Source organism: Klebsiella michiganensis (assembly GCF_015139575.1).
Lineage (GTDB): Bacteria > Pseudomonadota > Gammaproteobacteria > Enterobacterales > Enterobacteriaceae > Klebsiella > Klebsiella michiganensis.
Genome location: NZ_AP022547.1, coordinates 3849729 through 3875059, shown reverse-complemented (window position 1 = coordinate 3875059; position 25331 = coordinate 3849729). Strand labels below are relative to the sequence as shown.

Annotated in this window: 13 protein-coding genes and 1 pseudogene; 6 read left to right on the top strand and 8 right to left on the bottom strand. The window is 53.5% G+C overall.

The window, feature by feature from the left end; genetic code table 11:
- Positions 1-30: 30 nt before the first annotated feature.
- Complete coding sequence (gene fabA / locus JLG71_RS18280; protein ID WP_004849514.1) at positions 31-549, bottom strand: bifunctional 3-hydroxydecanoyl-ACP dehydratase/trans-2-decenoyl-ACP isomerase; 519 nt, start codon at positions 547-549, stop codon at positions 31-33.
- Between the two features lie 69 nt (positions 550-618).
- A complete protein-coding gene (locus tag JLG71_RS18275) occupies positions 619-2376 on the bottom strand; it encodes an AAA family ATPase (RefSeq protein ID WP_032749746.1) in 1758 nt (585 codons plus the stop codon).
- Between the two features lie 185 nt (positions 2377-2561).
- Between JLG71_RS18275 and matP the strand changes: the two genes are divergently transcribed.
- Positions 2562-3014 (top strand): macrodomain Ter protein MatP, encoded by a 453-nt coding sequence (gene matP / locus JLG71_RS18270; RefSeq protein WP_014228663.1) that lies wholly within the window; start codon positions 2562-2564, stop codon positions 3012-3014.
- Between the two features lie 103 nt (positions 3015-3117).
- Here the strand turns inward: matP and ompA are convergent, their stop codons facing one another.
- Together ompA and sulA are read right to left on the bottom strand one after the other, a co-directional pair.
- Positions 3118-4188 (bottom strand): porin OmpA, encoded by a 1071-nt coding sequence (ompA, locus tag JLG71_RS18265; RefSeq protein ID WP_004849520.1) that lies wholly within the window; start codon positions 4186-4188, stop codon positions 3118-3120.
- Positions 4189-4541: 353 nt separating this feature from the next.
- Positions 4542-5051, bottom strand: coding sequence for an SOS-induced cell division inhibitor SulA (gene sulA, locus JLG71_RS18260; protein WP_032720963.1), 510 nt, complete (start codon positions 5049-5051; stop codon positions 4542-4544).
- Positions 5052-5513: 462 nt separating this feature from the next.
- On the opposite strand from sulA, the gene JLG71_RS18255 reads away from it, so the two are divergent.
- On the top strand, positions 5514-6137 hold the full coding sequence (locus JLG71_RS18255; protein WP_046878167.1) for a TfoX/Sxy family DNA transformation protein: 624 nt from the start codon (positions 5514-5516) through the stop codon (positions 6135-6137).
- Here JLG71_RS18255 and yccS read toward each other — a convergent pair.
- Complete coding sequence (gene yccS / locus JLG71_RS18250) at positions 6125-8260, bottom strand: YccS family putative transporter (RefSeq protein WP_046878166.1); 2136 nt, start codon at positions 8258-8260, stop codon at positions 6125-6127. The two genes, JLG71_RS18255 and yccS, sit on opposite strands and share 13 nt — an antisense overlap.
- Before the next feature lie 17 nt (positions 8261-8277).
- On the bottom strand, positions 8278-8724 hold the full coding sequence (locus JLG71_RS18245; protein ID WP_004849527.1) for a YccF domain-containing protein: 447 nt from the start codon (positions 8722-8724) through the stop codon (positions 8278-8280).
- A 122-nt stretch (positions 8725-8846) separates the two neighbouring features.
- On the opposite strand from JLG71_RS18245, the gene helD reads away from it, so the two are divergent.
- A complete protein-coding gene (gene helD, locus JLG71_RS18240) occupies positions 8847-10901 on the top strand; it encodes a DNA helicase IV (protein ID WP_032695058.1) in 2055 nt (684 codons plus the stop codon).
- A 28-nt stretch (positions 10902-10929) separates the two neighbouring features.
- On the opposite strand, the gene mgsA is transcribed toward helD, so the two are convergent.
- Positions 10930-11388, bottom strand: a complete 459-nt coding sequence (gene mgsA, locus JLG71_RS18235; RefSeq protein WP_014228668.1) for a methylglyoxal synthase — start codon at positions 11386-11388, stop codon at positions 10930-10932.
- Positions 11389-11542: 154 nt separating this feature from the next.
- On the opposite strand from mgsA, the gene JLG71_RS18230 reads away from it, so the two are divergent.
- Together JLG71_RS18230 and JLG71_RS28690 are read left to right on the top strand one after the other, a co-directional pair.
- Positions 11543-11956 (top strand): CoA-binding protein, encoded by a 414-nt coding sequence (locus JLG71_RS18230; RefSeq protein WP_014228669.1) that lies wholly within the window; start codon positions 11543-11545, stop codon positions 11954-11956.
- Positions 11957-12558: 602 nt separating this feature from the next.
- A pseudogene (locus JLG71_RS28690) lies at positions 12559-14136 on the top strand (Ig-like domain-containing protein); the annotation flags it as partial.
- A gap of 3445 nt (positions 14137-17581) precedes the next feature.
- Here JLG71_RS28690 and JLG71_RS18220 read toward each other — a convergent pair.
- Positions 17582-18810, bottom strand: a protein-coding gene (locus tag JLG71_RS18220; protein ID WP_089541817.1) for an IS3 family transposase whose coding sequence is annotated in 2 segments (ribosomal slippage) — positions 17582-18495 and positions 18495-18810 — 1230 coding nt in all. Because the reading frame shifts where the segments join, the coding sequence is not laid out codon by codon here.
- 10 nt (positions 18811-18820) lie between these two features.
- On the opposite strand from JLG71_RS18220, the gene JLG71_RS18215 reads away from it, so the two are divergent.
- A complete protein-coding gene (locus JLG71_RS18215) occupies positions 18821-25186 on the top strand; it encodes a beta strand repeat-containing protein (RefSeq protein WP_227630942.1) in 6366 nt (2121 codons plus the stop codon).
- Positions 25187-25331: the final 145 nt, after the last annotated feature.

Sequence of the window (25331 nt, the reverse complement as noted above, 5' to 3'; positions counted from 1 at the left end):
GGCTTCGCCTTTTCTAACGCGTGATGTTTATCAGAACGCGGAAGTGTCCTGGAACAGGCCCACTTTCAGATCGGTTGCGGTGTAAATCAAACGACCGTCAACCAGCACTTCTCCATCCGCCAGCCCCATAATCAAACGACGGTTTATCACGCGTTTGAAATGAATACGGTAGGTCACTTTCTTCGCCGTTGGCAGTATCTGGCCGGTGAGCTTCACTTCGCCCACGCCTAATGCACGTCCTTTACCTTCGCCGCCTAACCAGCCCAGGTAGAAGCCAACCAGCTGCCACATGGCATCCAGGCCCAGACAGCCCGGCATCACCGGGTCACCAATGAAATGGCAACCGAAGAACCACAGGTCCGGGTTAATATCGAGTTCTGCCTCAACATAACCTTTGTCATAGTTACCACCGGTTTCAGTCATTTTGATGACGCGGTCCATCATCAGCATACTTGGCGCCGGCAGCTGTGGGCCTTTGGCGCCAAAGAGTTCACCACGACCAGAGGCAAGAAGGTCTTCTTTTGTATAGGATTCGCGTTTATCTACCATGTTTTCAGTAAGCCTTATTTTGAGTTCGGGACGCAGGATAGCTAACACGTGTACGCTGAACAAGTCCGATCAGTTCGAACCTGAACCGCCTAACCAGCGTAGCGGCCACGGAAAGCGATGACGACTCTCTTGCTGTGTCGCCTGCGCAATACGTTCCTGAATGGTTTGCCGTAACGTTTGTCCTTCGCCGTCCCAGAGTAGCTGGGTCAGAATGGGCAGCGCTTCCGTCACGTCATCGACTGCCCAGATAAAGAACTGCTCATCCGCAACGGCCTGTTGCAGTTCCTGCGCCAGGCTCAGGTGACGAACGTTGGCGGAGGGAATGATGACTCCCTGTTTACCGGTCAGCCCACGCTGCTGGCAAATAGCAAAGAAGCCCTCAATTTTCTCGTTAAGCCCGCCAACCGGCTGTACGCGACCAAACTGATCGACAGAACCGGTAATGGCGATGCTCTGATTAATCGGCACATTGGCCAGTGAGCTGATCAGCGCGCACAGTTCGGCCATGGAGGCGCTATCGCCATCCACTTCGCTGTAGGACTGCTCGAAGGTCAGGGAGGCGGTGAAGGGGAGCTGTTGTTCGAGCTCCAGCTCGGACATCAGAAACGCCTGCATGATCATCATGCCTTTTGCATGAATGTTGCCACCGAGCTCGGCCTTACGCTCAACGTCAATAAATTCGCCGTCGCCGATATGTACGACGCAGCTAATACGTGAAGGCTCGCCAAACGCACGCGGATGGCCCGGAAACTCAATGACGGAGAGTGCGTTGATTTGTCCGACGCATTCGCCTTCGGTCTCGATCAGGATTTGCTCCTGCAGTATTTCATCCTGGATGCGTTCAGCAAGGTAGCCTTCGCGCCACAAACGACGCTCCAGCATGGTTTGCATCTCTTCAGCGCTAATCTCTTCACCTTCACAGAACGCGGCGGCTTCGCGAAGCTGGCGAGCAATCCAGAGCACGCACAGCGGCAAGGTTTCCTGATCGCCTGTATAACGCGCACCTTCCTGGATCAGCAGCGGCCAGGCGTTAGCTGACAGCCCCGGTAGTTCGAGCAGCTGAGCATTTTGCCAGACCCACTGGCACCACTGCTTCAGCGTATCGGCGTCAGCGATTTGCAGATTATCTTCATATTCGCTGTAGATAGCCTGCGCAGAAAGCTCGGGTTCCATCTCCTGAAAATCAGCAAGAGATTCTCGCTCGCCGACCAGGATAACTTTCAAACTCAGGGGCATAGAGGGAATGCTGACCGGAAGAGGGCGGGACTCATCGAATGATAACCAGTCAAAACGCTGGCGGGTTACCATATTTTTCAGCCGCATCCACAGCAGGGGCTGTGCCAGTAATGCACGGAGGGAGAGAATTAATACCCCGCCGTTAGCGCGATGGACCAGACCGGGTTGTAACGTGATTTCACCATTAAACTGGCGCACGCAGCCAAAAAGCTGCTCTGCTTCGATCCAGTCCGCGGCTTCAACCGGCGCAACGCTGGCGAAATTATCTTCAGCCGTTTGTGCCGGGGAGAGCGAGATTTTTCCGCCATCAACCTGATAGCGAACGCCACAGAGCGTTTGTGCCGGTTGGTGTAAAGTACGGGTTTCGTTAGCCAGCCACTGCAGGTACTCCGGCTCTTCCGGAATTTTAACCAGCATAAACGGCGAAATGGCTGGAGTGACCAGGAGCTGCTCCAGGCCATAGAAGAGTCGGGGTTGCAGTTCGCCTGAGAGCGATGTCTCTGCGTGAGCTAAGTCGGCTTGTGCAAACAGCGCCTGATAACTTTCCGTATCAGGAGCGAGGTCGTTTCGGGTAAGTTTCGTAATGGTCAAAGTCGCTGTTTTTTAGTCAGATGTAAAACGCGCGATTATACATTATGCGGCGTCCGAGCACACGAGGGATTGCGATTGTCGCGGTGATAACGAATCTACCAACATCACGAAAGATCATTTATTCTCAGCACATCAGGAAAAAACTGATATCCTGAAATGAGTTACACGGTCACATTGAGATCGCAATGAAATATCAACAACTGGAAAATCTTGAAAGCGGCTGGAAATGGACTTATCTGGTAAAAAAGCACCGGGAAGGTGAGCTTATTACCCGCTACATTGAAGCCAGCGCTGCGCAAGCCGCCGTCGATTTATTACTGACGCTCGAAAATGAACCCGTGCTGGTGAATACCTGGATTGAGCAGCATATCAATCCGGCGCTGGTGAACCGCATGAAGCAGACTATCCGCGCACGACGTAAGCGTCATTTTAACGCGGAGCATCAGCATACGCGTAAAAAGTCTATCGATCTGGAGTTCATGGTCTGGCAGCGTCTGGCAGGTCTGGCGCAAAGACGGGGTAAAACGCTTTCTGAAACCATTGTGCAGTTGATTGAGGATGCTGAGCATAAAGAGAAGTATGCCAGCAAGATGTCCAGCCTGAAGCATGATTTGCAGGTACTGTTAGGTAAAGAGTAGTGATGCAAGCATCGGGATATATCGGTGCGTTGCTGCTTTTTGATAGCGGAATTTAAGGTAAAAAAAAACCCCGCATCGCGGGGTTTTTTATTAACGAGATAACTTAAGCCTGCGGCTGAGTTACAACGTCTTTGTAGCCTTTAACTTCGATTTCTACACGACGGTCCGGCGCCAGGCAGTCGATCAGAGCTGCGCGAGCTTTCACGTTGTCACAGGTGTTGCCAGTAACCGGGTTGGATTCGCCCATACCGCGAGCAGAGATTTTGCTAGCCGGGATACCTTTGGATACCAGGTAATCAACAACGGACTGAGCACGTTTCTCAGACAGCTGCTGGTTGTAGGCATCAGAACCGATACGGTCGGTGTAGCCCAGAACAACTGCGGAACCGTCTTTCGGGTCCATGTTGCTCAGCTGGGTGTACAGCTGATCCAGAGCCTGCTGGCCTTCTGGTTTCAGAGTAGATTTGTTGAAGTTGAACAGAACGTCAGACTTCAGGGTGAAGTGCTTGGTAGTCACTTCTGGAGCCGGAGCCGGCGCCGGAGCTACAACCGGAGCAACGTCGTCCTGACCGAAGCGGTAGGATACGCCCAGGCTCAGCATGCCGTTATCAGGACGGGTACCAACGGTGCCAGCGTCGCCGATGTTGTTAACCCACTGGTATTCCAGACGGGTTGCGATGTCACGAGTAACAGCCCACTCTAAGCCGCCCGCGAATACCGGGGAGACGCCAGTGTCGTGTTCGCTACGGGAAACGCCGGTAGAAGCGTAGTTACCTTTGGAGTCAGCGCGCCAAACCATACCACCCAGACGGGTATAGATATCCAGATCGTCAGTGATCGGGTAACCCAGTTTAGCAGTCAGCTGAACGCCCTGAGCTTTGAAAGCGCCGTTGTCAACGCTGCCTTTGTAAGCCATACGGCCCAGCCAGTCGTAACCCATTTCAAAACCGAGGTACGGGTTAACCTGGTAACCACCAAACGCACCAGCACCCAGCTGATCGTTACGGGTCGGGCCGTTGTTGCCCTGGAAACCGTTACCGTAGAAACCGGTGTCGTGATACTGGGACCAGCCCAGTTTAGCACCTGCGTACCAGGTGTTATCTTTCGGAGCGGCCTGCGCTACGGTAGCGAAGCCAGCCAGTGCCACTGCAATCGCGATAGCTGTCTTTTTCATTTTTTGCGCCTCATTATCATCCAAAATTCGCCATGAAGGTTCAGAAGACCTCACGGTTAAATCCTTCACCCGGGGCGTGACTTGTTGTTAACTATGCTGATACATGCAGCGTAAGCCGATCACCCCTGGCGATGTAAAGTCTACAACTTAGTTCGAAACTTACAAGTGTGAACTCCGTCAGGCATATGAAAAAAAAGGGTTGTGTACGCTATGTTTAACCAATACGGTTGAACTTAATCGAGGCAAAAAAAGTCGCGAAGCCGCATCAGACAAGCATTTTAACAAAAATGCCGTTCAAGAAAGCCCATCTCGCGCCAGGGCAAAAAAAATTCCAGGATTAATCCTAAACTCGGTTAATGATACAGGTTTGAGTGAATTTTTAGCCCAGAAAGTTGTCTGCCAGGCTGAGCGGTATTTCTTACCGGGCGCATGATAAAGCCCATCGCGTGACCCTCTTCTGCAGCGGCAACCAGGCGTTCATGTTCCTCAATGCTCAGTTCTTCTGATAGCCAGCCAATAACGACGCTATAATTTCCCGTGCGCAGTGAGCGAACCATGGATTCCAGGGTGTTAGCGGGGGAGAGCTGGCTGATCTGCATCACCTTCGACAGCGGCAAACCGGACGACTGCACCCATTCACGACTCAGCTTCTGTTGTGGCGTCAGCCAGAGCTGCCAGCGCGATTGCTGGCCAAGCTGTTGTAATAAAGGAAGCAATAGCAGCTGCGTCATCATGGGCTGGTCTTCTCGATAGACTATTTCACTGATCAGCCCATTAGCTGGCTGTTCGGCAGCGTCATGAGAGCGACGACGTACTGAAGTAGAAGTCAGTGGTGAACGATTTGCGTGAGCTGATGTAAACATAGTCTATCCCGCCTGTGGGTTACTGTATGCATATACAGTATATGCGGCCGGGTGAAAGATCAACCCTATTTTCTCTGTTGCTGGATGAAATTTGTACGTCGCCGGGAGTGAACCCGAACCGGTCGCATCGGATGTCCGCGCGTACACAATGTGAATTCATGGTTGTCGCGCTTTCTTGCTGGCTAAATTCTTCTCATAAATGATGGCATTAACGGTCTATGAGCGAACAGGGATGCCCTGCTCTCTGTACGCTACTGTGATGAATATTAATTAAGCATTTTATCTTTCCCGCGTTTAACTTCATCAAATGACTATTTTCTGAAAGCGGCTCGCAAAAAAACACGCTGATTAAAATGAACAGATAATTCATGTTGCCGCATGAAGAGAAGTCACTTATTTTCTCTTTTAACGGATCCGTTAGCACATTTATGTCTTATTTACATGATTAACAAAGGAATAATCATGAAGAAACTTATATGTCTTAGGATCCATCAGTTTCGGGCATGTTTGTCTCCATTAGGAAAAATAAGCTGTCGGCCCTTATTTGGTGGCTATAGCCTGGCGATAGATAATACCGTGTTTGCCATGATGGCTGAGGGAGAGATCTATCTTCGGGTTTGCGAGCAGAGCGCGGAGTACCGCGTGGCGCATAAAAACCCGCTGTTGAAGATGCAGAAGAATGGTCGTCTGGTCGCGCTGAAGTATTATCATATTGATGAGGAACTTTGGCGGGATAGCAAAATGCTTTTTCATTTATCGGCGCTGTCATTACAGAGCGCGCGTCATGAAAAACATCGGCAGCGACATTCCGGAAGATTAAAAAATTTGCCAAATATCAGTTTTCATATGGAACTACAGCTGATTAATTCAGGCATTACGGATGAATTGATGCTGCGTAAGATTGGGGCCAAAGAAGCCTGGTTGAGGTTACGAAAAATAAATAAAGCGCTAACGGTGAATATTCTTTATTCCTTACAGGGGGCTATTGAAGGCGTCCACGCGGCCACGCTCCCGACGCAGCAGCGTCAGGAGCTTGAGAAGTGGGCAACGGAACAGATGCGGGAGAGTGAGAGCTATTCAGGTTGAATCTCAACCTGTCGCTGTAGCCGGCAAATCTCTGGCAGCAGCGCCAGTAGCAGCCCGATTTGTTGAAGCACTAACGGCTCTTTGCTATCGGCACGAGGTTCAAGATGCTGTATCCGGGTTTGCAGGCTTGTTAGAGCTTGCTGTACCCGCTGTTCATCGGCCGGTGAGTGGTGCAGCGCGTCATCAACATAACAAACGGCATCGTCCAGCAGCGCCAGGATATCTGGCGTTGTCAGCTTTTCCCTGTGTGCGCCCAGGGCGGAGATATAGCTGGTAAAAGTGTGGTTCAGGCATAACAACCGAAAAGCGGTTTCCCGCATTTGCGAGCCCGCTCTGGGTTCTGTTGATAAGTTTGATACAACGGATGCCAGCTCACCGTCCCTGCTGTGCGCCGCTCTTCGCGCAATACGATAGGCAAGACGGTTGTCGCGCCCCTGATGATATTGCTCGAGTATGGCGTCTAAATATCGGCAGTTGGCATTGATTGCTTGTTCAAGTACTCGGGGCAGGTTGCGGAATTTCCAGTCTGGCCAAATAAAGCTGACTGCGGCCCAGGCGATAGCGCAGCCGATCAGCGTATCAAATATACGCGGTAGGGCGACTTCAAAACCTTCCCCCAGGAGGTTAAAGCACAGCAAAACCAGAAGGGTAATGAACATGGTCGCATGGGCGTACTGTACATTACGGAACGCGAAGAACAGCACGCCGGTCAGGACAATTAAAAGCAACTGGCCTTCGACGGAAGGGACGAGAAGCAGCACCGGCAGGCCTATCGCTACGCCGATGAGCGTACCGATTATCCTTAACGCCAGCCGGTGACGAGTGGCGTTATAGTTTGGCTGGCATACGAACAGGCTGGTCAGCAATATCCAGTAACCGTGGTTCAGTCCGGTTAACTGGATAAATGCATAACCTGCGCACAGGACTAATGACATTCGAACCGCATGGCGAAACAGAGCTGACTCTGGGGTCATATTACTGCGCAGGCGCAGCCAGATATCGCTGAAACTGCCGGGTTGGTCGTCGGCTAACAGGTTTTCCGTGTTGTGACTGGACTGTACAGTCGTCTGGACGGATTCAATTGTCGCCAGCTGGGCGTCAATGGCGCGTAAGTTATTAAGCAAAAATCCCAACGCCTTAATCTGTTCTGCCGGCGCGCCGCTGGCTTTTACGCGATCGAGCGCGGCGTCAAGATGCATAAAAGCGCGCTCAAAGTGAGTGTCATGAAGGTAGGGTTCGCGTAGCAGGATGGCACGAGACAGTTTCTGGCAGGCCTGCGCCTGCATTGACAGCATACGCTGGAAGCGGAACATCACGTCACTGTAGCGAAAATGATCGCGCAGCGTTTGGTATTGAATATGCGATGAGCTTGCGCGTTCGTGGATGTCCTGCGCCACGAAGTAATACTGCAAAGTGCGACGCGTTCCGCGCTGCCCGCGATCGCCGCGCAGGCGAGTCAGCAGGGAAACTTTCGTCTGATTCAGCGTGGCCACAAGCTGGCCATTGGCTATCGCCAGGTCATACAGCGGAGCCTGGCTTTCATCTTCAATATCCGGATCGAACAGGCGTGATTTAAGCTCCAGATAGTGAGCTAACTGCTCGTAGCTGCGTGCCAGATTGTCCTGAAGAGGACGGATAGGGAAAATCAGATGTCCGGAGAGGGTAAGTAAGTTGTACCACACCGCGCCAGCCAGCAAAAACAGCGGCTGAAGATACCAGTGGCTGTAAAGCGTAACGCCCAGCATGGTATAGATGGCGATTAACAAAGCACCAAAGGCGATGGTGGCATAGCGTTGGCCCAGGCCGCCGAGCAAAATAAAACCGATTGTTGAAACGGTTAATCCCGCCGCAAATAACCACGGCCAGGGAAAAAGGAGTTCCACTGAGGCTGAAGCAATAAAAAAGCACACGAGGGTAATGGCCAGATTACGCAGACGTCCTGTCAGGCGGTCATCAAGGTCGGTCAGCGCCGCTGCCACCACCCCGAGTGTTAGAGGAATCGTGAGTTTTACTTCGCCAAGCCACCAGGGAAATGCGGTCGTGCCGCAGAGTGCGATAAATATCCTGATGTTATATAACCAGGCACTGTTCCATGTATAGCGGCGTAGCAGGGGGGTGAGCATTTCTCTATTCCATTCAATTACTGAAAGCGGCGACGCGCATTGGCTTCACGCGCGGCGCGAGCGGTCTCGACGGAGACGACTCGTCGGCCTACTGGCCATAAAGCAATAGCGGCGATTTTAAAATTGGCGATACCAACCGGGATGCCAATGATAGTCAGGCATTGGGCGATACCACAAAAGATATGCATCAGGCACAGCCACCAGCCAAAGAAAATAAACCATAAAATATTCAATAGTGTCCCACCCGCGTTTAGCAGGCTGTTCTTTCCCTGAGGATCGAGTTCGTCGACATGAACGGCCTCATTCCCATAGGGAAAAAGAGAGAGTTTTGTTATCTCCCAGCAGGAGCGGGTGAGAGGCAGGGTAAAGATCAGCACAATGCTGACCAGCGTCGCCAGAAGCCAGCCGAGCGTGGTGGCGAATCCGCCAAGGATAAAGTTTAAAATATTCAGAACGGTACGCATAAACCCTCTGCTTAATACGGTGGATAATAAGGCACGGCCATTGTAGCGTTTTTTACGCTGGAGCACCCGGTCGCTGGCGGTTAAACTTAAAAACATCCAACCTGATTGAAATTCGACATTATATGGAACTTAGAGCGACAACATTGGGCAAGCGTATGGCTCAGCATCCTTATGACAGGGTGCAACTTCTTAATGCCGGAGTAAAGGTTTCCGGTGATAGCCATGAATATCTTATACCTTTCAATCAGTTATTATCAATTCATTGCAAGCGTGGGCTGGTTTGGGGGGAGCTGGAGTTTACCCTACCGGGCGAGAAAGTTGTGCGTTTGCACGGTACCGAATGGAGTGAAACCCAGCGTTTTTACCATCATCTGAACACGCTCTGGCAGCAGTGGAGCGCGGAAATGAGCGATATTGCCGCTGATGTACTTCGCCAGCAGCTGGCGGAAGTGGCGCGTTCCAGCGCGGAAGGTAAATGGTTGACGCGTCAGCAGGTAAGCGATATTCAGCGCAAAATACGCCATGCGCTGAGCGGATTACCAGTGCCGACAGTCCGTCTTGATGCTTTTGATAACTGCCGCGAGCTATGGCGGCAATGCCAGAGTTGGTTGAGTAATACGGAAAAAGCCAGGCTCGAGCATAACCAAACTTTTACGGAATCCATGCTGGAGCAATACCGCGGATTTTTTGCCGCAGTGGAATCATCGCCGTTGAATCCGGCTCAGGCACGCGCAGTCGTAAACGGCGAGCGTTCGTTATTAGTTCTGGCGGGTGCCGGAAGCGGTAAAACTTCCGTGTTAGTGGCGCGCGCAGGCTGGTTATTGACCCGTGGCGAGGCGGCGGCTGAGCAAATTCTGCTACTGGCGTTTGGTCGGCAAGCCGCGCAGGAGATGGATGAGCGCATCCGCGAGCGCCTGGGCACTGAAGAGATCTCTGCGCGTACTTTTCACTCCCTTGCCCTGCACATTATCCAGCAGGGCAGTAAAAAAGCCCCGACGATCAGCAAGCTGGAGAGCGACAGCGCTGCACGGCAAAAACTTTTAGTACAGAGCTGGCAGCAGCAGTGCCAGGAGAAAAAAGCGCAGGCGAAAGGCTGGCGATTGTGGCTGGAGGAGGAAATGGGGTGGCAGATCCCTGAAGGGGATTTCTGGCAGGACAAAAAGCTGCAACGTCGTGTTGCCAGCCGCCTTGACCGCTGGGTTAGCTTGATGCGTATGCATGGCGGCTCGCAGGCTGAGATGATTGCCGGGGCCCCTGAAGAGGTACGCGACCTTTTTGGCAAGCGCGTTAAGCTGATGGCCCCTCTGCTAAAAGCGTGGAAAACGGCGTTAAAAGATGAAAACGCCGTCGATTTCTCCGGCCTGATTCATCAGGCGATCAATATTCTGGATAAAGGGCGGTTCGTCAGCCCGTGGAAGCATATTCTGGTGGATGAGTTTCAGGATATCTCCCCGCAGCGGGCATCCCTACTCGCCGCGTTACGTCGGCAAAACACGCAGACGACGCTGTTTGCCGTTGGCGATGACTGGCAGGCCATCTACCGTTTCAGCGGTGCTCAGCTCTCTTTAACAACGGCCTTTAATCACTATTTTGGCGAAGGGGATTGCTGTGCGCTGGATACGACGTACCGATTTAATAGCCGGATAGGCGAGATAGCCAACGGGTTTATCCAGCAAAATCCGCACCAGTTAACGAAACCACTAAACAGCCTGGTCGCAGGGGACAAAAAAGCGGTGACGTTATTGGCGGAGGACAAACTCGACGATCTGCTTGATAAAATGAGCGGCTATGTCAAACGAGAGCAGCGGATTTTATTGCTAGCGCGCTATCATCATTTGAAGCCGGCGGCGCTGGAGAAAGCCGCCACGCGCTGGCCGCATCTGCAGCTCGATTTTATGACTATTCATGCCAGCAAAGGACAACAAGCTGATTACGTCATAATTCTTGGCCTTCAGGAGGGGGATGATGCGTTTCCTGCACCGGCGCGTGAGTCGATTATGGAGCAGGCGCTCTTACCGCAGCCGGAGGATTTCCCCGATGCCGAAGAGAGGCGTTTGCTGTATGTCGCCATCACCCGCGCCCGCCTGCGCGTATGGCTGTTGTTTAATAAAGAGCAACCTTCGCCGTTTGTTGAAATGCTAGAGGCGCTGGATGTGCCGGTAGCAAGAAAGCCATGATGGCTGGCGGCGTGGCCGCCAGCGGGGCTTATTTCAGACGCTCTGCAAGGTAGCGCTGATAATCAGGGATCAGGATATCAACGGGGTCGCTGAAGTGCGGGGACTGGATAATAAAGTCGGCGGTTGAGACATTGGTGGCGACGGGAATATTCCATACCGTCGCCAAACGTAATAACGCTTTAACATCCGGGTCATGCGGCACGGCATTTAGCGGATCCCAGAAAAAAATCAATACATCGATTTTACCTTCTGAAATCAGCGCACCCACCTGCTGGTCGCCGCCCATGGGACCACTCAGCATCGCATGCACCTCCAGCCCGGTTGCGCGTGACACCAGATTTCCGGTCGTTCCTGTCGCCGAGAGCGTGTGTTGCGCCAGCAATGGCTGGTGGCGCTCGACCCACTTCATCAGCATATCTTTACAGTGATCGTGAGCAACCAGCGCAATATGCTTGCGTGCTGGCAAGGTACGTGTTGTTAGTTCCATCATTTCATTCCACATTTTGGCCTGTAGACAGATTACTGGAAGTGACTGTTGCTGCAAGCGTCGGGATGAAAAAATTTGACGCATCTGCAGGTCAGGACTCATGCGGGTTCATCCGGATTAGCATACACTTGGGCTAAATAGCAGGAGGATGATGATGAAAGAAAACGATATCGCAGGTATTTTGACCTCGACACGGACTATCGCCCTGGTGGGGGCAAGTGACAAACCTGACCGCCCAAGCTATCGGGTGATGAAGTATCTTCTGGAGCAGGGGTATCACGTCATTCCCGTTTCTCCTAAGGTTGCGGGTACCACGCTGCTGGGGCAAAAAGGGTATGCCACGCTTGCTGACGTGCCGGAAAAAGTGGATATGGTCGATGTTTTCCGTAACTCAGAAGCGGCCTGGGGCGTCGCCCAGGAGGCAGTGGCTATCGGTGCGAAAACGCTATGGCTACAGCTGGGGGTAATCAATGAACAGGCGGCTGTTCTCGCCCGAGACGCCGGTCTAAACGTGGTGATGGATCGCTGTCCGGCGATAGAGATCCCGCGATTAGGATTAGCCCGTTAAACCTAAAACCCCGCCTGGCGGGGTTTTTTATTATCAATATTGATTAAGTTATTTATGGTCAATATTTTAATTAAAACTACATCGAAACGTTTCTTTATTTTAAAATAAAACCCATTGTCTTTGTGGATTTAACGGATATCGTCCAGGTTTTATCTCCCTTATTACTTAAAATTTCCTCGCGAGGATAATTTATTTCTTATAAATAAACCATAGAAAATATATGGGGAATCCTTATAAAATATTTTAAAGTTTAAAAAAATAATTGTTTTTTCTCATGTCATTTATATGACTAATATCACAGATATTTTTGGCGTAGCGTTAAAATGGAGGTTTGGTGATATAAGAAATGTATTATCCATGATTTTATCTTCATTGTAATAACCGTGAGCAATCATTTTTCTTATGGTCTATATTAACATCTCAAAATGTAAGTTTATTATTTTAACTTGTTGTAATTTAAGTAATTTAATTTATTACAGAATGTAATTGGATTATTTTGCTTTCACCTTGCGGGACTCCGTTAAGTGGTATATCTAATAAGATGCATAATTAAGAATTATCTCATACCTCTGACTGCGTCTTCATCTCAAGGGTGCAACCTGATGAAAAATATAAATGTGACAGTGAAAGAAACTGGTGCTGAATACACCGTCGATGGCAATCAAGTTAATCTCAATACGCAGTCAGTGGTCCTCCTGCACGTTAAGCGTGAGGATATTCGTTCATATACCCGACAAGGTAATGATCTTGTTCTAAAACTCCAAAACGGTGACACCGTTACAATTAAAAACTTTTTCGTTGTGGATGAGCATGGACAGCACAGTGATTTGGTTCTTATGGATGATGAGACCGGCGCGCTATGGTGGCTAGAAGGTGCGGGTACCGATGGGGCACACTATTCGCTGATTAGCGATCTTTCAGAAGTCATCGCGACCGGTGGCGCGGGACAAAGTATTGCCGGTTGGGTTATGGCTGGCGCGGCTTTGCTGGGTATTGCGGCAATGTTCGCCGGCACCTCAAACAAAGACCACCACTCTTCGGTTTCTGAAAGCGATTCTGATGCTGACAGTGATTCAGACTCCGACAGTGATACGGATACTGACAGCGATAGCGACTCTGATTCAGACAGTGATTCTGATTCAGATAGTGATTCCGATTCTGACAGTGATTCCGACTCGGATTCAGATTCAGATAGTGATTCGGATGCTGACAGCGACGCGGATAGTGATTCTGATGCTGACAGTGACTCCGATACTGATACCGAGCTACCTACCGCGGCACAGAACATAGCGGTCATTGACAATGTGGGCCCCATCACCGGTGTGCTGCATTCTGGTGATGTCACTGACGATACGACCCCGGAGATTAAAGGGACAGCAGAGGCTGGGGCAACGATAACGATTTATGACGGCGATACCAAACTGGGTTCTGTCGTCGCGGATGAAAATGGCAACTGGAGCTTCACGTTACCGGAGCTGAGCGAGGGTTCCCATAGCCTGAGCGCGACGGTGACGGACAAAGCCGGCAACGTCAGCGAGCGTTCGCCGGCGTTTGAACTGACCATCGATACCACTGCGCCGGCAGCCAGCATTCCGCAGGTAACCGACAATGTTGCAGAGCACACCGGCCAGCTGCAGAGCGGGGATCTGACTAACGATGCGACGCCCACCCTGAACGGCACGGCGGAAGCGGGATCCACGGTGACGATCTATGACGGCGACACCGTGCTGGGCACAGTGGTTGCCGGCGAGGATGGACGCTGGAGCTTCACGCCAGCTAGTCTGGAGGAAGGCGCCCACAGCCTGAGCACTACGGTAACGGACAAAGCCGGGAACGTCAGCGAACGTTCGCCGGCGTTTGAACTGACGGTAGACACTATAGTGAACCCGGTTAGCGATCTGCAGGTAACTGATAATGCAGGAGAAGACACGGGTACACTGAACAGCGGTAGCGTGACGGATGATGATACACCAACCTTGAGCGGTACGGCGGAAGCGGGCGCCACGATCACAATTTATGACGGTGATACCGTACTGGGCACCGCGATTGCGGACGAGGACGGACGCTGGAGCTTTACTCCTGACGCCCTGGCTGAAGGATCCCATAGCCTGAGCACCACGGTGACCGATCTGGCCGGCAACGTCAGCGAACGATCCCCGATATTTATATTAACTGTCGATCTTAGCGATGACACCGACTCCGACAGCGACTCGGATTCAGACAGTGACTCCGACTCTGACAGTGACTCCGACTCGGATTCCGACAGCGACTCAGATTCTGACAGCGATTCTGACTCCGACTCCGACAGTGACTCGGATTCAGACAGCGATTCGGACTCTGACAGCGACTCGGATTCCGACAGCGACTCCGATTCCGACAGCGATTCGGATTCTGACAGTGATTCCGACTCCGACAGCGACTCGGACTCTGACAGCGATGCTGACTCGGACAGCGATTCTGACTCCGACAGTGACTCCGACTCGGACAGCGACTCCGATTCCGACAGCGACTCGGATTCAGACAGCGATGCTGACTCTGACAGCGACTCGGATTCAGACAGCGATGCCGATTCCGACAGCGACTCGGATTCAGATAGCGATTCCGACTCCGACTCGGACAGCGACTCGGATTCCGACAGCGACTCCGACTCTGACAGCGACTCTGATTCCGACAGCGATTCCGACTCTGACAGTGATTCGGACTCGGACAGCGATTCCGACTCCGACAGCGATTCGGATAGTGACAGTGATTCGGATTCAGACAGCGACTCTGACTCTGACAGTGACTCGGATTCTGACAGCGATTCCGACTCCGATAGTGACTCCGACTCGGACAGCGATTCGGATTCGGACAGCGACTCGGACTCCGACAGCGATTCGGATTCGGACAGCGATTCGGACTCGGACAGCGACTCGGACTCTGACAGCGATGCTGACTCTGACAGCGATTCTGACTCCGACAGTGACTCGGATTCTGACAGTGACTCCGATTCAGACAGCGATTCGGACTCTGACAGCGACTCGGATTCAGACAGCGATTCGGACTCTGACAGCGATGCCGATTCAGACAGTGATTCAGATTCCGACAGCGATTCGGATTCGGACAGCGACTCCGATTCCGACAGCGATGCCGATTCAGACAGCGATTCGGACTCCGACAGTGATTCCGACTCGGACAGCGATGCTGACTCTGACAGCGACTCCGATTCTGACAGCGACTCGGACTCCGACAGCGATTCCGACTCTGACAGCGATTCCGACTCTGACAGCGATTCGGACTCTGACAGCGACTCGGATAGTGACTCCGACTCGGATTCTGACAGCGATTCCGATTCTGACAGTGACTCCGATTCCGACAGTGACTCCGACTCTGACAGCGATTCCGACTCTGACAGCGACTCGGATTCTGACAGCGATTCCGATTCTGACAGTGACTCCGATTCCGACAGCGATTCCGACTCTGACAGCGACTCGGACTCTGACAGTGATTCGGATTCAGACAGCGATTCGGACTCCGACAGCGACTCGGATTCTGACAGTGACTCGGATTCTGACAGCGACTCGGACTCTGACAGCGATTCTGACTCTGACAGCGATTCGGACTCTGACAGCGATTCGGACTCCGACTCCGACAGCGATTCTGACTCTGACAGCGACTCGGATTCTGACAGCGATGCCGATTCCGACAGTGATTCGGACTCCGACAGTGACTCGGATTCAGACAGCGACTCCGATTCCGACAGCGATTCCGACTCTGACAGTGATTCGGACTCCGACAGCGACTCGGATTCCGACAGCGATTCTGATAGTGACAGTGATTCGGATTCTGACAGCGACTCGGATTCCGACAGCGATTCGGACTCCGACAGTGACTCGGATTCTGACAGTGACTCGGATTCTGACAGTGACTCCGATTCCGACAGCGATTCGGACTCTGACAGCGACTCGGATTCTGACAGTGACTCCGATTCCGACAGCGATTCGGACTCTGACAGCGACTCGGATTCTGACAGTGACTCCGATTCCGACAGCGATTCGGACTCTGACAGCGACTCGGATTCCGACAGCGATGCCGATTCCGACAGCGACTCCGATTCCGATTCCGACAGTGATTCCGACTCGGACAGTGACTCGGATTCAGACAGCGACTCCGACTCTGACAGTGATTCGGACTCGGACAGCGATTCCGACTCCGACAGCGATTCCGACTCCGACAGTGATTCGGATAGTGACAGTGATTCGGATTCCGACAGCGACTCCGACTCTGACAGCGACTCTGATTCCGACAGCGATTCCGACTCTGACAGTGATTCGGACTCGGACAGCGATTCCGACTCCGACAGCGATTCCGACTCCGACAGTGATTCGGATAGTGACAGTGATTCGGATTCAGACAGCGACTCCGATTCCGACAGTGACTCTGACTCTGACAGCGACTCTGATTCCGACAGCGATTCCGATTCTGACAGTGACTCCGATTCCGACAGTGACTCCGACTCTGACAGCGATTCCGACTCTGACAGCGACTCGGATTCTGACAGCGACTCGGATTCTGACAGCGACTCGGATTCTGACAGTGACTCCGATTCCGACAGCGATTCCGATTCTGACAGTGACTCCGATTCCGACAGCGATTCCGACTCTGACAGTGATTCGGATTCGGACAGCGATTCTGACTCTGACAGCGACTCGGATTCTGACAGCGATTCGGACTCTGACAGCGATGCCGATTCCGACAGCGATTCGGATTCTGACAGTGACTCCGATTCCGACAGCGATTCTGATTCGGACAGCGACTCCGACTCTGACAGCGATGCCGATTCCGACAGCGATGCCGATTCAGACAGCGATGCTGACTCTGACAGCGACTCCGACTCTGACAGTGATTCGGACTCCGACAGCGACTCGGATTCCGACAGCGACTCCGACTCTGACAGTGATTCGGACTCCGATAGCGACTCGGATTCTGACAGCGATGCTGACTCTGACAGCGACTCGGATTCTGACAGCGACTCGGACTCGGATTCAGACAGCGATTCGGACTCGGACAGCGACTCGGACTCTGACTCTGACAGTGATTCGGACTCCGACAGTGACTCGGATTCTGACAGCGACTCGGACTCCGACAGTGACTCCGATTCTGACAGCGACTCTGAATCTGACAGCGACTCCGATTCCGACAGCGACTCGGATTCTGACAGTGACTCGGATTCCGACAGCGACTCCGACTCTGACAGCGACTCGGATTCTGACAGCGACTCCGATTCAGACAGCGATTCGGATAGTGACAGCGACTCTGACTCCGACAGTGATTCGGATTCAGACAGCGATTCGGACTCTGACAGCGACTCGGATTCCGACAGCGACTCGGACTCCGACAGCGATGCCGATTCCGACAGTGATTCGGATTCTGACAGCGATTCGGATTCTGACAGCGATTCCGATTCTGACAGCGACTCGGACTCGGATAGTGACTCGGACTCGGATAGTGACTCGGATTCGGATAGCGACTCCGATTCTGACAGTGACTCGGATTCCGACAGCGACTCGGATTCCGACAGTGATTCGGATTCTGACAGTGACTCGGATTCTGACAGCGATTCTGATTCGGACAGTGGATTTGCCCCTATATTTCCAGACACCTGTTATCACTTAACCCATTACTGGCCTGCTGCCGCAGATATTCCCGTGGCGAGCGATAACCCAGTGCACTATGCGGATGCCATTCGTTATAATGCTCGAACGCCTCTGCAAGGTTCTTTGCTGCCGTTAACCCGTCTGGTTTAGGCATGATACTGATGTAGTCACGCTTTATCGTTTTCACGAAGCTCTCTGCTATGCCGTTACTCTCCGGACTCCGCACCGCCGTGTTCTTCGGTTCAAGCCCCAACATCCGGGCAAACTGCCGTGTTTCATTAGCCCGGTAGCATGAACCATTATCCGTCAGCCACTCTACTGGAGACGCCGGAAGCTCGTTGCCGAAGCGGCGTTCCACCGCTCCCAGCATTACGTCCTGTACTGTTTCACTGTCGAAGCCGCCCGTAGTGACTGCCCAGTGCAGTGCCTCACGGTCACAGCAGTCCAGCGCGAACGTGACTCGCAGTTTTTCTCCGTTATCACAGCGGAACTCGAACCCGTCAGAGCACCATCGTTGATTGCTTTCTTTCACGGCCACTTTGCCAGTATGTGCCCGTTTCGATGGCGGTACAGCGGTTTTTCGCTCAAGCAACAGCGCATTCTGGCGCATGATCCGGTAAACACGTTTGGCATTGATCGCAGGCATACCATCAAGTTCGGCCTGTCTGCGAAGCAGCGCCCATACCCGACGATAACCATACGTGGGCAGCTCTCCGATAACATGGTGTATACGGAGAAGCACATCCGTATCATCTGAGTGACGGCTGCGGCGACCATCTTTCCAGTCATCGGTTCGTCTGAGAATTACGTGCAACTGCGCACGCGACACCCGGAGACAACGGCTGACTAAGCTTACTCCCCATCCCCGGGCAATAAGGGCGCGTGCGCTATCCACTTTTTTGCACGCCCGTATTCAACGGCTTCTTTAAGGAGTTCATTTTCCATCGTTTTTTTGCCGAGCAGGCGCTGGAGTTCTTTAATCTGCTTCATGGCAGCAGCAAGTTCAGAGGCAGGAACGACCTGCTCTCCTGCGGCCACAGCAGTAAGACTTCCCTCCTGGTATTGCTTGCGCCAGAGAAATAACTGGCTGGCTGCCACACCGTGTTGCCGGGCAACAAGGGAGACCGTCATTCCCGGTTCAAAACTCTGCTGAACAATAGCGATCTTTTCCTGTGTAGTACGCCGTCTGCGTTTCTCCGGTCCTAAGACATCAATCATCTGCTCTCCAATGACTAGTCTAAAAACTAGTATTAAGACTATCACTTATTTAAGTGATATTGGTTGTCTGGAGATTCAGGGGGCCAGTCTAGACAGCGACTCGGACTCTGACAGCGATTCGGACTCGGACAGCGATTCGGACTCGGACAGCGATTCGGATTCGGACAGCGACTCGGACTCCGACAGTGATTCGGATAGTGACAGTGATTCGGATTCAGACAGCGACTCCGACTCGGACAGCGACTCGGATTCCGACAGCGATTCCGACTCTGACAGTGATTCGGATTCGGACAGCGATTCGGACTCTGACAGCGATGCCGATTCCGACAGTGATTCGGATTCTGACAGCGACTCGGACTCCGACAGCGATTCCGACTCTGACAGCGATTCGGATTCCGACAGCGATTCGGACTCCGACAGCGATTCGGACTCAGACAGCGACTCCGACTCTGACAGTGACTCGGATTCAGACAGCGACTCCGACAGCGATTCTGATTCGGACAGCGATGCTGACTCTGACAGTGATTCGGATTCTGACAGCGATTCGGATTCTGACAGTGACTCGGATTCCGACAGCGACTCGGACTCCGACAGCGATTCCGACTCCGACAGTGACTCAGACTCTGACAGCGATTCGGATTCCGACAGTGACTCCGATTCCGACAGCGATTCGGACTCTGACAGCGATTCTGACTCCGACAGTGACTCGGATTCGGACTCTGACAGCGACTCCGATTCTGACAGCGACTCGGACTCGGATAGTGACTCGGATTCGGACAGCGATTCGGACTCCGATAGTGACTCCGACTCTGACAGCGATTCGGACTCCGACAGCGATTCGGATTCTGACAGCGACAGTGATTCCGACTCTGACAGCGACTCGGATTCTGACAGTGATTCGGACTCTGACAGCGATTCGGATTCAGACAGCGACTCCGATTCCGACAGCGATTCGGATTCTGACAGCGATTCTGATTCGGACAGCGACTCGGACTCTGACAGCGATTCGGACTCGGACAGCGATTCGGACTCGGACAGCGATTCGGACTCGGACAGCGATTCGGATTCGGACAGCGATTCGGATTCGGACAGCGACTCGGACTCCGACAGCGATTCGGATTCGGACAGCGATTCGGACTCGGACAGCGACTCGGACTCCGACAGCGATTCCGACTCTGACAGTGATTCGGATTCTGACAGCGATTCGGACTCTGACAGCGATGCCGATTCCGACAGTGATTCGGATTCTGACAGCGATTCGGATTCTGACAGCGATTCGGACTCTGACAGCGACTCGGACTCTGACAGCGACTCCGATTCCGACAGTGATTCGGACTCCGACAGCGATTCCGACTCGGACAGCGATGCTGACTCCGACAGCGACTCCGATTCCGACAGCGATTCGGACTCCGACAGTGATTCGGACTCCGACAGTGATTCCGACTCGGACAGTGACTCGGATTCAGACAGCGACTCCGATTCCGACAGCGATTCCGACTCTGACAGCGATTCCGATTCTGACAGCGATTCCGATTCTGACAGCGACTCGGATTCTGACAGCGATTCGGACTCTGACAGCGATTCCGATTCGGACAGTGACTCGGACTCCGACAGCGATTCGGACTCTGACAGCGACTCGGACTCCGACAGCGACTCGGACTCCGACAGCGATTCGGACTCTGACAGCGACTCGGACTCCGACAGCGACTCGGACTCCGACAGCGACTCCGATTCCGACAGCGACTCGGATTCTGACAGCGACTCGGACTCTGACAGCGATTCTGACTCCGACAGCGATTCGGATTCTGACAGTGATTCGGATTCAGACAGCGACGCCGACTCTGACTCTGACAGCGATTCGGATTCCGACAGCGATTCTGACTCGGACTCTGACAGTGATTCGGATTCAGACAGCGATGCCGACTCTGATAGCGACTCGGATATCCCGCAGGCCAATGCGGATACTAATACCGCGCTGATCTCTGAGAACCATGACAATCTCGACGGGGTAAACGGTACGATTACCCAGCTGACAGGCGTGAACCTGCTTGGCGTGGTCGATGTTTCGCTGCTTAGCGGTAATAACTTTGACTTTACTGTCGCGAGTGGAACGACTCAGGATGTGGCACTGGATATTTCCGGCGGCACCACGCTGAGCTCGGCGGCGCTGATTAATACGCTACTGCTGCTGCTGGGTGGAACGAATACCTTCCAGGCCGATCTCGCGGTGGTGAATACGGTGACCGGAGAAGTGGTTGCGCTGGCGTCGAATGCGGTGACTATTACGGCGGGAGGCGTCAGCCTGGATTACAGCGGTAGCGCCAGCTTCAGCGACCTGCCGGAGGGGAACTATACGGTAGTGATTTCGTCGCCAACGAATACCGGGCTGCTGCCGACGCTAGTGAATTTCCTGGCAAATCTCAGCGTAGCGACCGCGGTGGATGTGGCGGTAACCGACTCCGTAGGATACGAGTCCGCGATTATCAGCGGTAACGTACTGCAGACGGACGCGGGTGGGGACGTTGGCGATACCGGTACGGATATTACTGTGACCAGCATCGTTGCCACCTCGGTTCCGGGGGCAACGGCGGAACCGGTTAGCTCGGGGGGGACGATCGTTGAGGGCGCCTACGGTACGCTGGTGATCTATGCTGATGGTTCTTACACCTATCACGCGACCGGAGACGCTGACTCTGTCGGTCAAACGGAGGTCTTTACCTACACCATTACGGATGCGGATGGCGATACGGCAACGACGACGCTGACCATTAATATTGGCCTGGCCGATGATACGGATAGTGATGCTGACTCCGACTCCGACTCCGACTCCGACTCCGACTCCGACTCCGACAGCGACTCGGATTCCGACAGCGATTCGGATTCTGACAGTGATTCCGACTCCGACAGTGATTCGGATTCCGACAGCGACTCTGACTCCGACAGTGACTCAGATTCTGACAGTGACTCGGATTCCGACAGCGATTCGGACTCTGACAGTGATTCCGATTCCGACAGCGACTCGGACTCCGACAGCGACTCCGACTCCGACAGTGATTCGGATTCCGACAGCGACTCGGACTCCGACAGCGACTCCGACTCCGACAGCGACTCCGACTCCGACAGCGACTCTGACTCCGACAGTGATTCGGACTCAGACAGCGACTCCGATTCCGACAGCGACTCGGATTCTGACAGCGACTCGGATTCTGACAGCGATTCTGATTCCGACAGCGATTCCGATTCTGACAGTGACTCGGACTCAGACAGCGACTCGGACTCTGACAGCGACTCGGACTCTGACAGCGACTCGGACTCTGACAGCGACTCGGATTCTGATAGTGATTCCGACAGCGACTCCGACTCTGACAGCGACTCGGATTCTGATAGTGATTCCGACTCCGACAGCGACTCGGATTCCGACAGCGATATCGAGGCCATCCCCGATAGCAACAGCCCGGACGTTGTCGCGCTGGAAGGTAACCTGAACAACGTCAGCGGTACCAGCGGTCAACTGGTTGGCCTGACGTTACTCAGCACCGTCGATGTCTCGCTGCTGTCGGGCAATAATCTGCGCTTTAGCGTGGGTTCCGGAACCGTTGAGGATATGACGGTATCGGTGAACGGCAACTCGCTGCTGACGGCGAGCGGATTGCTGACCACTATCGTCAACCTGCTGGGGGCAGGAAATACCCTGACGGCCGATCTGTCGGTGGTGAATACGGCCACCGGCGAAGTCGTGGCGATTGCGGAAAACAGCGTCTCTATCTCGGCGAGCCTGCTTGGCGGGCTCTCCTATAACGGTACGGTCTCCTTCGCCAATCTGCCGGCGGGCGACTACACCATGGTTATCTCTGCGCCGGAAAGTAACGGCCCCCTGGTATCGTTGATCAACGCGCTGGCGGCGGCCCAGGTGGCAAGCTTCGTCAACGTGGACGTGACGGATTCGGTTGGCTACAGCGTCGGCGCCATTGAAGGTAACGTGCTGGATACCACCGCCAGCGGCGATATGCAGGATAGCGGTCAGGGCATCTCGGTCACCAGCGCGGTATCGGACTCCGTCGACGGATCGACCCCGGTTAACGTGACCAGCGCTGGCGTCAATATCACCGGGGCTTATGGGGTACTGACGATTCACTCTGATGGCAGCTATAGCTACCAGTTGACCAAAGGCGGGGCCGCTATCGGTCAATCGGATGTCTTTAGCTATACCATTACCGATGAAGCGGGCAATACCTCGACGACTAACCTGACGATTAATATCGGCGGCAACATCGAACCGGCGCAGGCCAATCCGGATGCTCAGGAAACGGATCTGACCGCGACGTTCGATACGCTCAACGGAGAAAGCGGTACCGTTGGCCAACTTGTCGGCGTCTCGTTACTCGGTTCCGTCAACGTTGGCTTACTCAACGGCAATAGTTTTGACTTTGACGTCGCCGCGGGGGCAAACGAAAAAGTGCTGCTCGCTGTCTCTGGGACCACCGGCCTGAGCCTGGGCGCGGCCCTGAGCACGTTGCTGAGCCTGCTGGGTGGCGCATCGTCCTTTACGGCGGATCTCTCTATCGTCGATAAGGCGACCGGCGAAGTGGTGCAGGTTCTGACCAACGCCGTCAACATTAATGTTAATGGACTCGGTCTCAGCCTGGGCTATAGCGGCGGCGGCTGGTCCTCAATGTTACCTTCAGGGTCGTACACGGCGGTGGTCTCTTCACCGAATACCGGCGGTCTGTTGGGCGCGCTGCTGGACCTGAACCTGGGCACCTTTGTCAACGTGTCGGTCACCGACTCTGAGGGCTATCACACCGACAGCCTGACGGGGAACGTCCTGCAAAGCGATGGCGACGGCGATGTGGCGGACACCGGGGTAAATATTAAGGTGACGAGCGTCACCGCCACCTCGGTGACCGACGCCGATCCGGTATCGGTCACCAGCAGCGGAACGACGATAGCCGGTGCCTGGGGATCGCTGACCATCCATAGCGACGGTAGCTATACCTATCAGCCGTACGGCGGAGTGAATAGTGTCGGCCAATCGGAGGTCTTTACCTACACCATAACCGACAGTCTGGGCCACACGGCGAGCACGACGCTGACGATCGATATCGACAGCCCGGCTTCGCTGGCGGTGAATGATGTCGTTGCGCTGAACGTGGCAACGGCGCTGGCAACGGTGAATGTTCCGGCGATTGACACCGCGGGGCTGAACACAAGCGGTAAGTCGACAACGGGCGGAGTATCAGCGAGTAAGTCGATTAACTTTAGCGTGGGGGCCGATCGCGAAATGGATACCCTCTCGGTGAATGTGAACTACACCGCGAGTGGATCGGTGGTCAATACCGTCAGGATTGACAGCACGGTCAGCATTTATCACGTACTCAGCGACGGCAGTAAGGTTCTGGTGTGGCAGGGGGCACCGACAGAAAATCTGACCACGATTATCGGCGCAACAGCCAGCGCTACGGATACGCTAACGCTAACGGGTGTGGCATTGAGCGAAGGAAATTACGAGATGGTCCTGGCTTCGAAAGCCACCGCCACTCTGGATTCTTTCTTAACGCCAGCGCCGAATTATACGGTTGGAGCTTCTATCACCGGTACGACGTTCGATACCGCAACGCACTATACGGTGGCAGGAACCAACGTCAGCGGGAATATCCAGAACGGAAACAACTCGGGCGGTACGGAAGATTTCCATGGCGTGCTGTATGCCTCATACACCGTCGCCGGACATACTTCCTCTGGCAGTGCCGAATCCTGGACCTTCAACAGTAATGGCAGTATCACCACCAGCAACGGTAGCGCAGTAACCGGAAGCAGCGTCACAATTTACGGTGACTATGGCACCCTGACGATGGCGAATAATGGTTCTTATACCTACAGTCTGAAGGCAGGGATGGATGTGTCGACAATCACGCACAAGGAGGTCTTCGCCTACACGGTAAACGACAGTAATGGCGTTTCTTCCGCGGCGACGCTGACCATCGATCTGCATCCGCAGATTACCGGCAGCGTGAACGGCGACGATATCCACAGCACCGCTTATGACGATACCTTCACCCTGGGTATCGGGGCCGACACGGTGGTTTACAACCTGCTGGCCGATGACAATACCGGCGGCAACGGCAGCGATACCTGGAAGGATTTCTCGGTTGCGCAAGGGGATCATATCGATGTGTCGGCGCTACTGGTTGACTGGGATGGGAACAGCAGCAGTCTGGGCAACTTTGTGACCCTGAGCTACGTTGGCAATAACACGGTGGTATCCATCGACCGCGACGGCGGGGCCGGTGATCATCAATCAACAACCTTAATTACGCTGGAAGGGGTGCATATCAATTCGCTCAACGAGCTGCTTGATACAAATAACTCCAATTAATCGGCGTTATAGCGAACGGCACACGGAAGTGCCGTCCAGATTATTTATTGCGGAGGAATGAATCGGGCAGCGATCCGGGAGATAGCAGACCGTTATTTAATAAAAATAATGATGCGGAAATTATTATATCCGTTTTTTCAGTGCG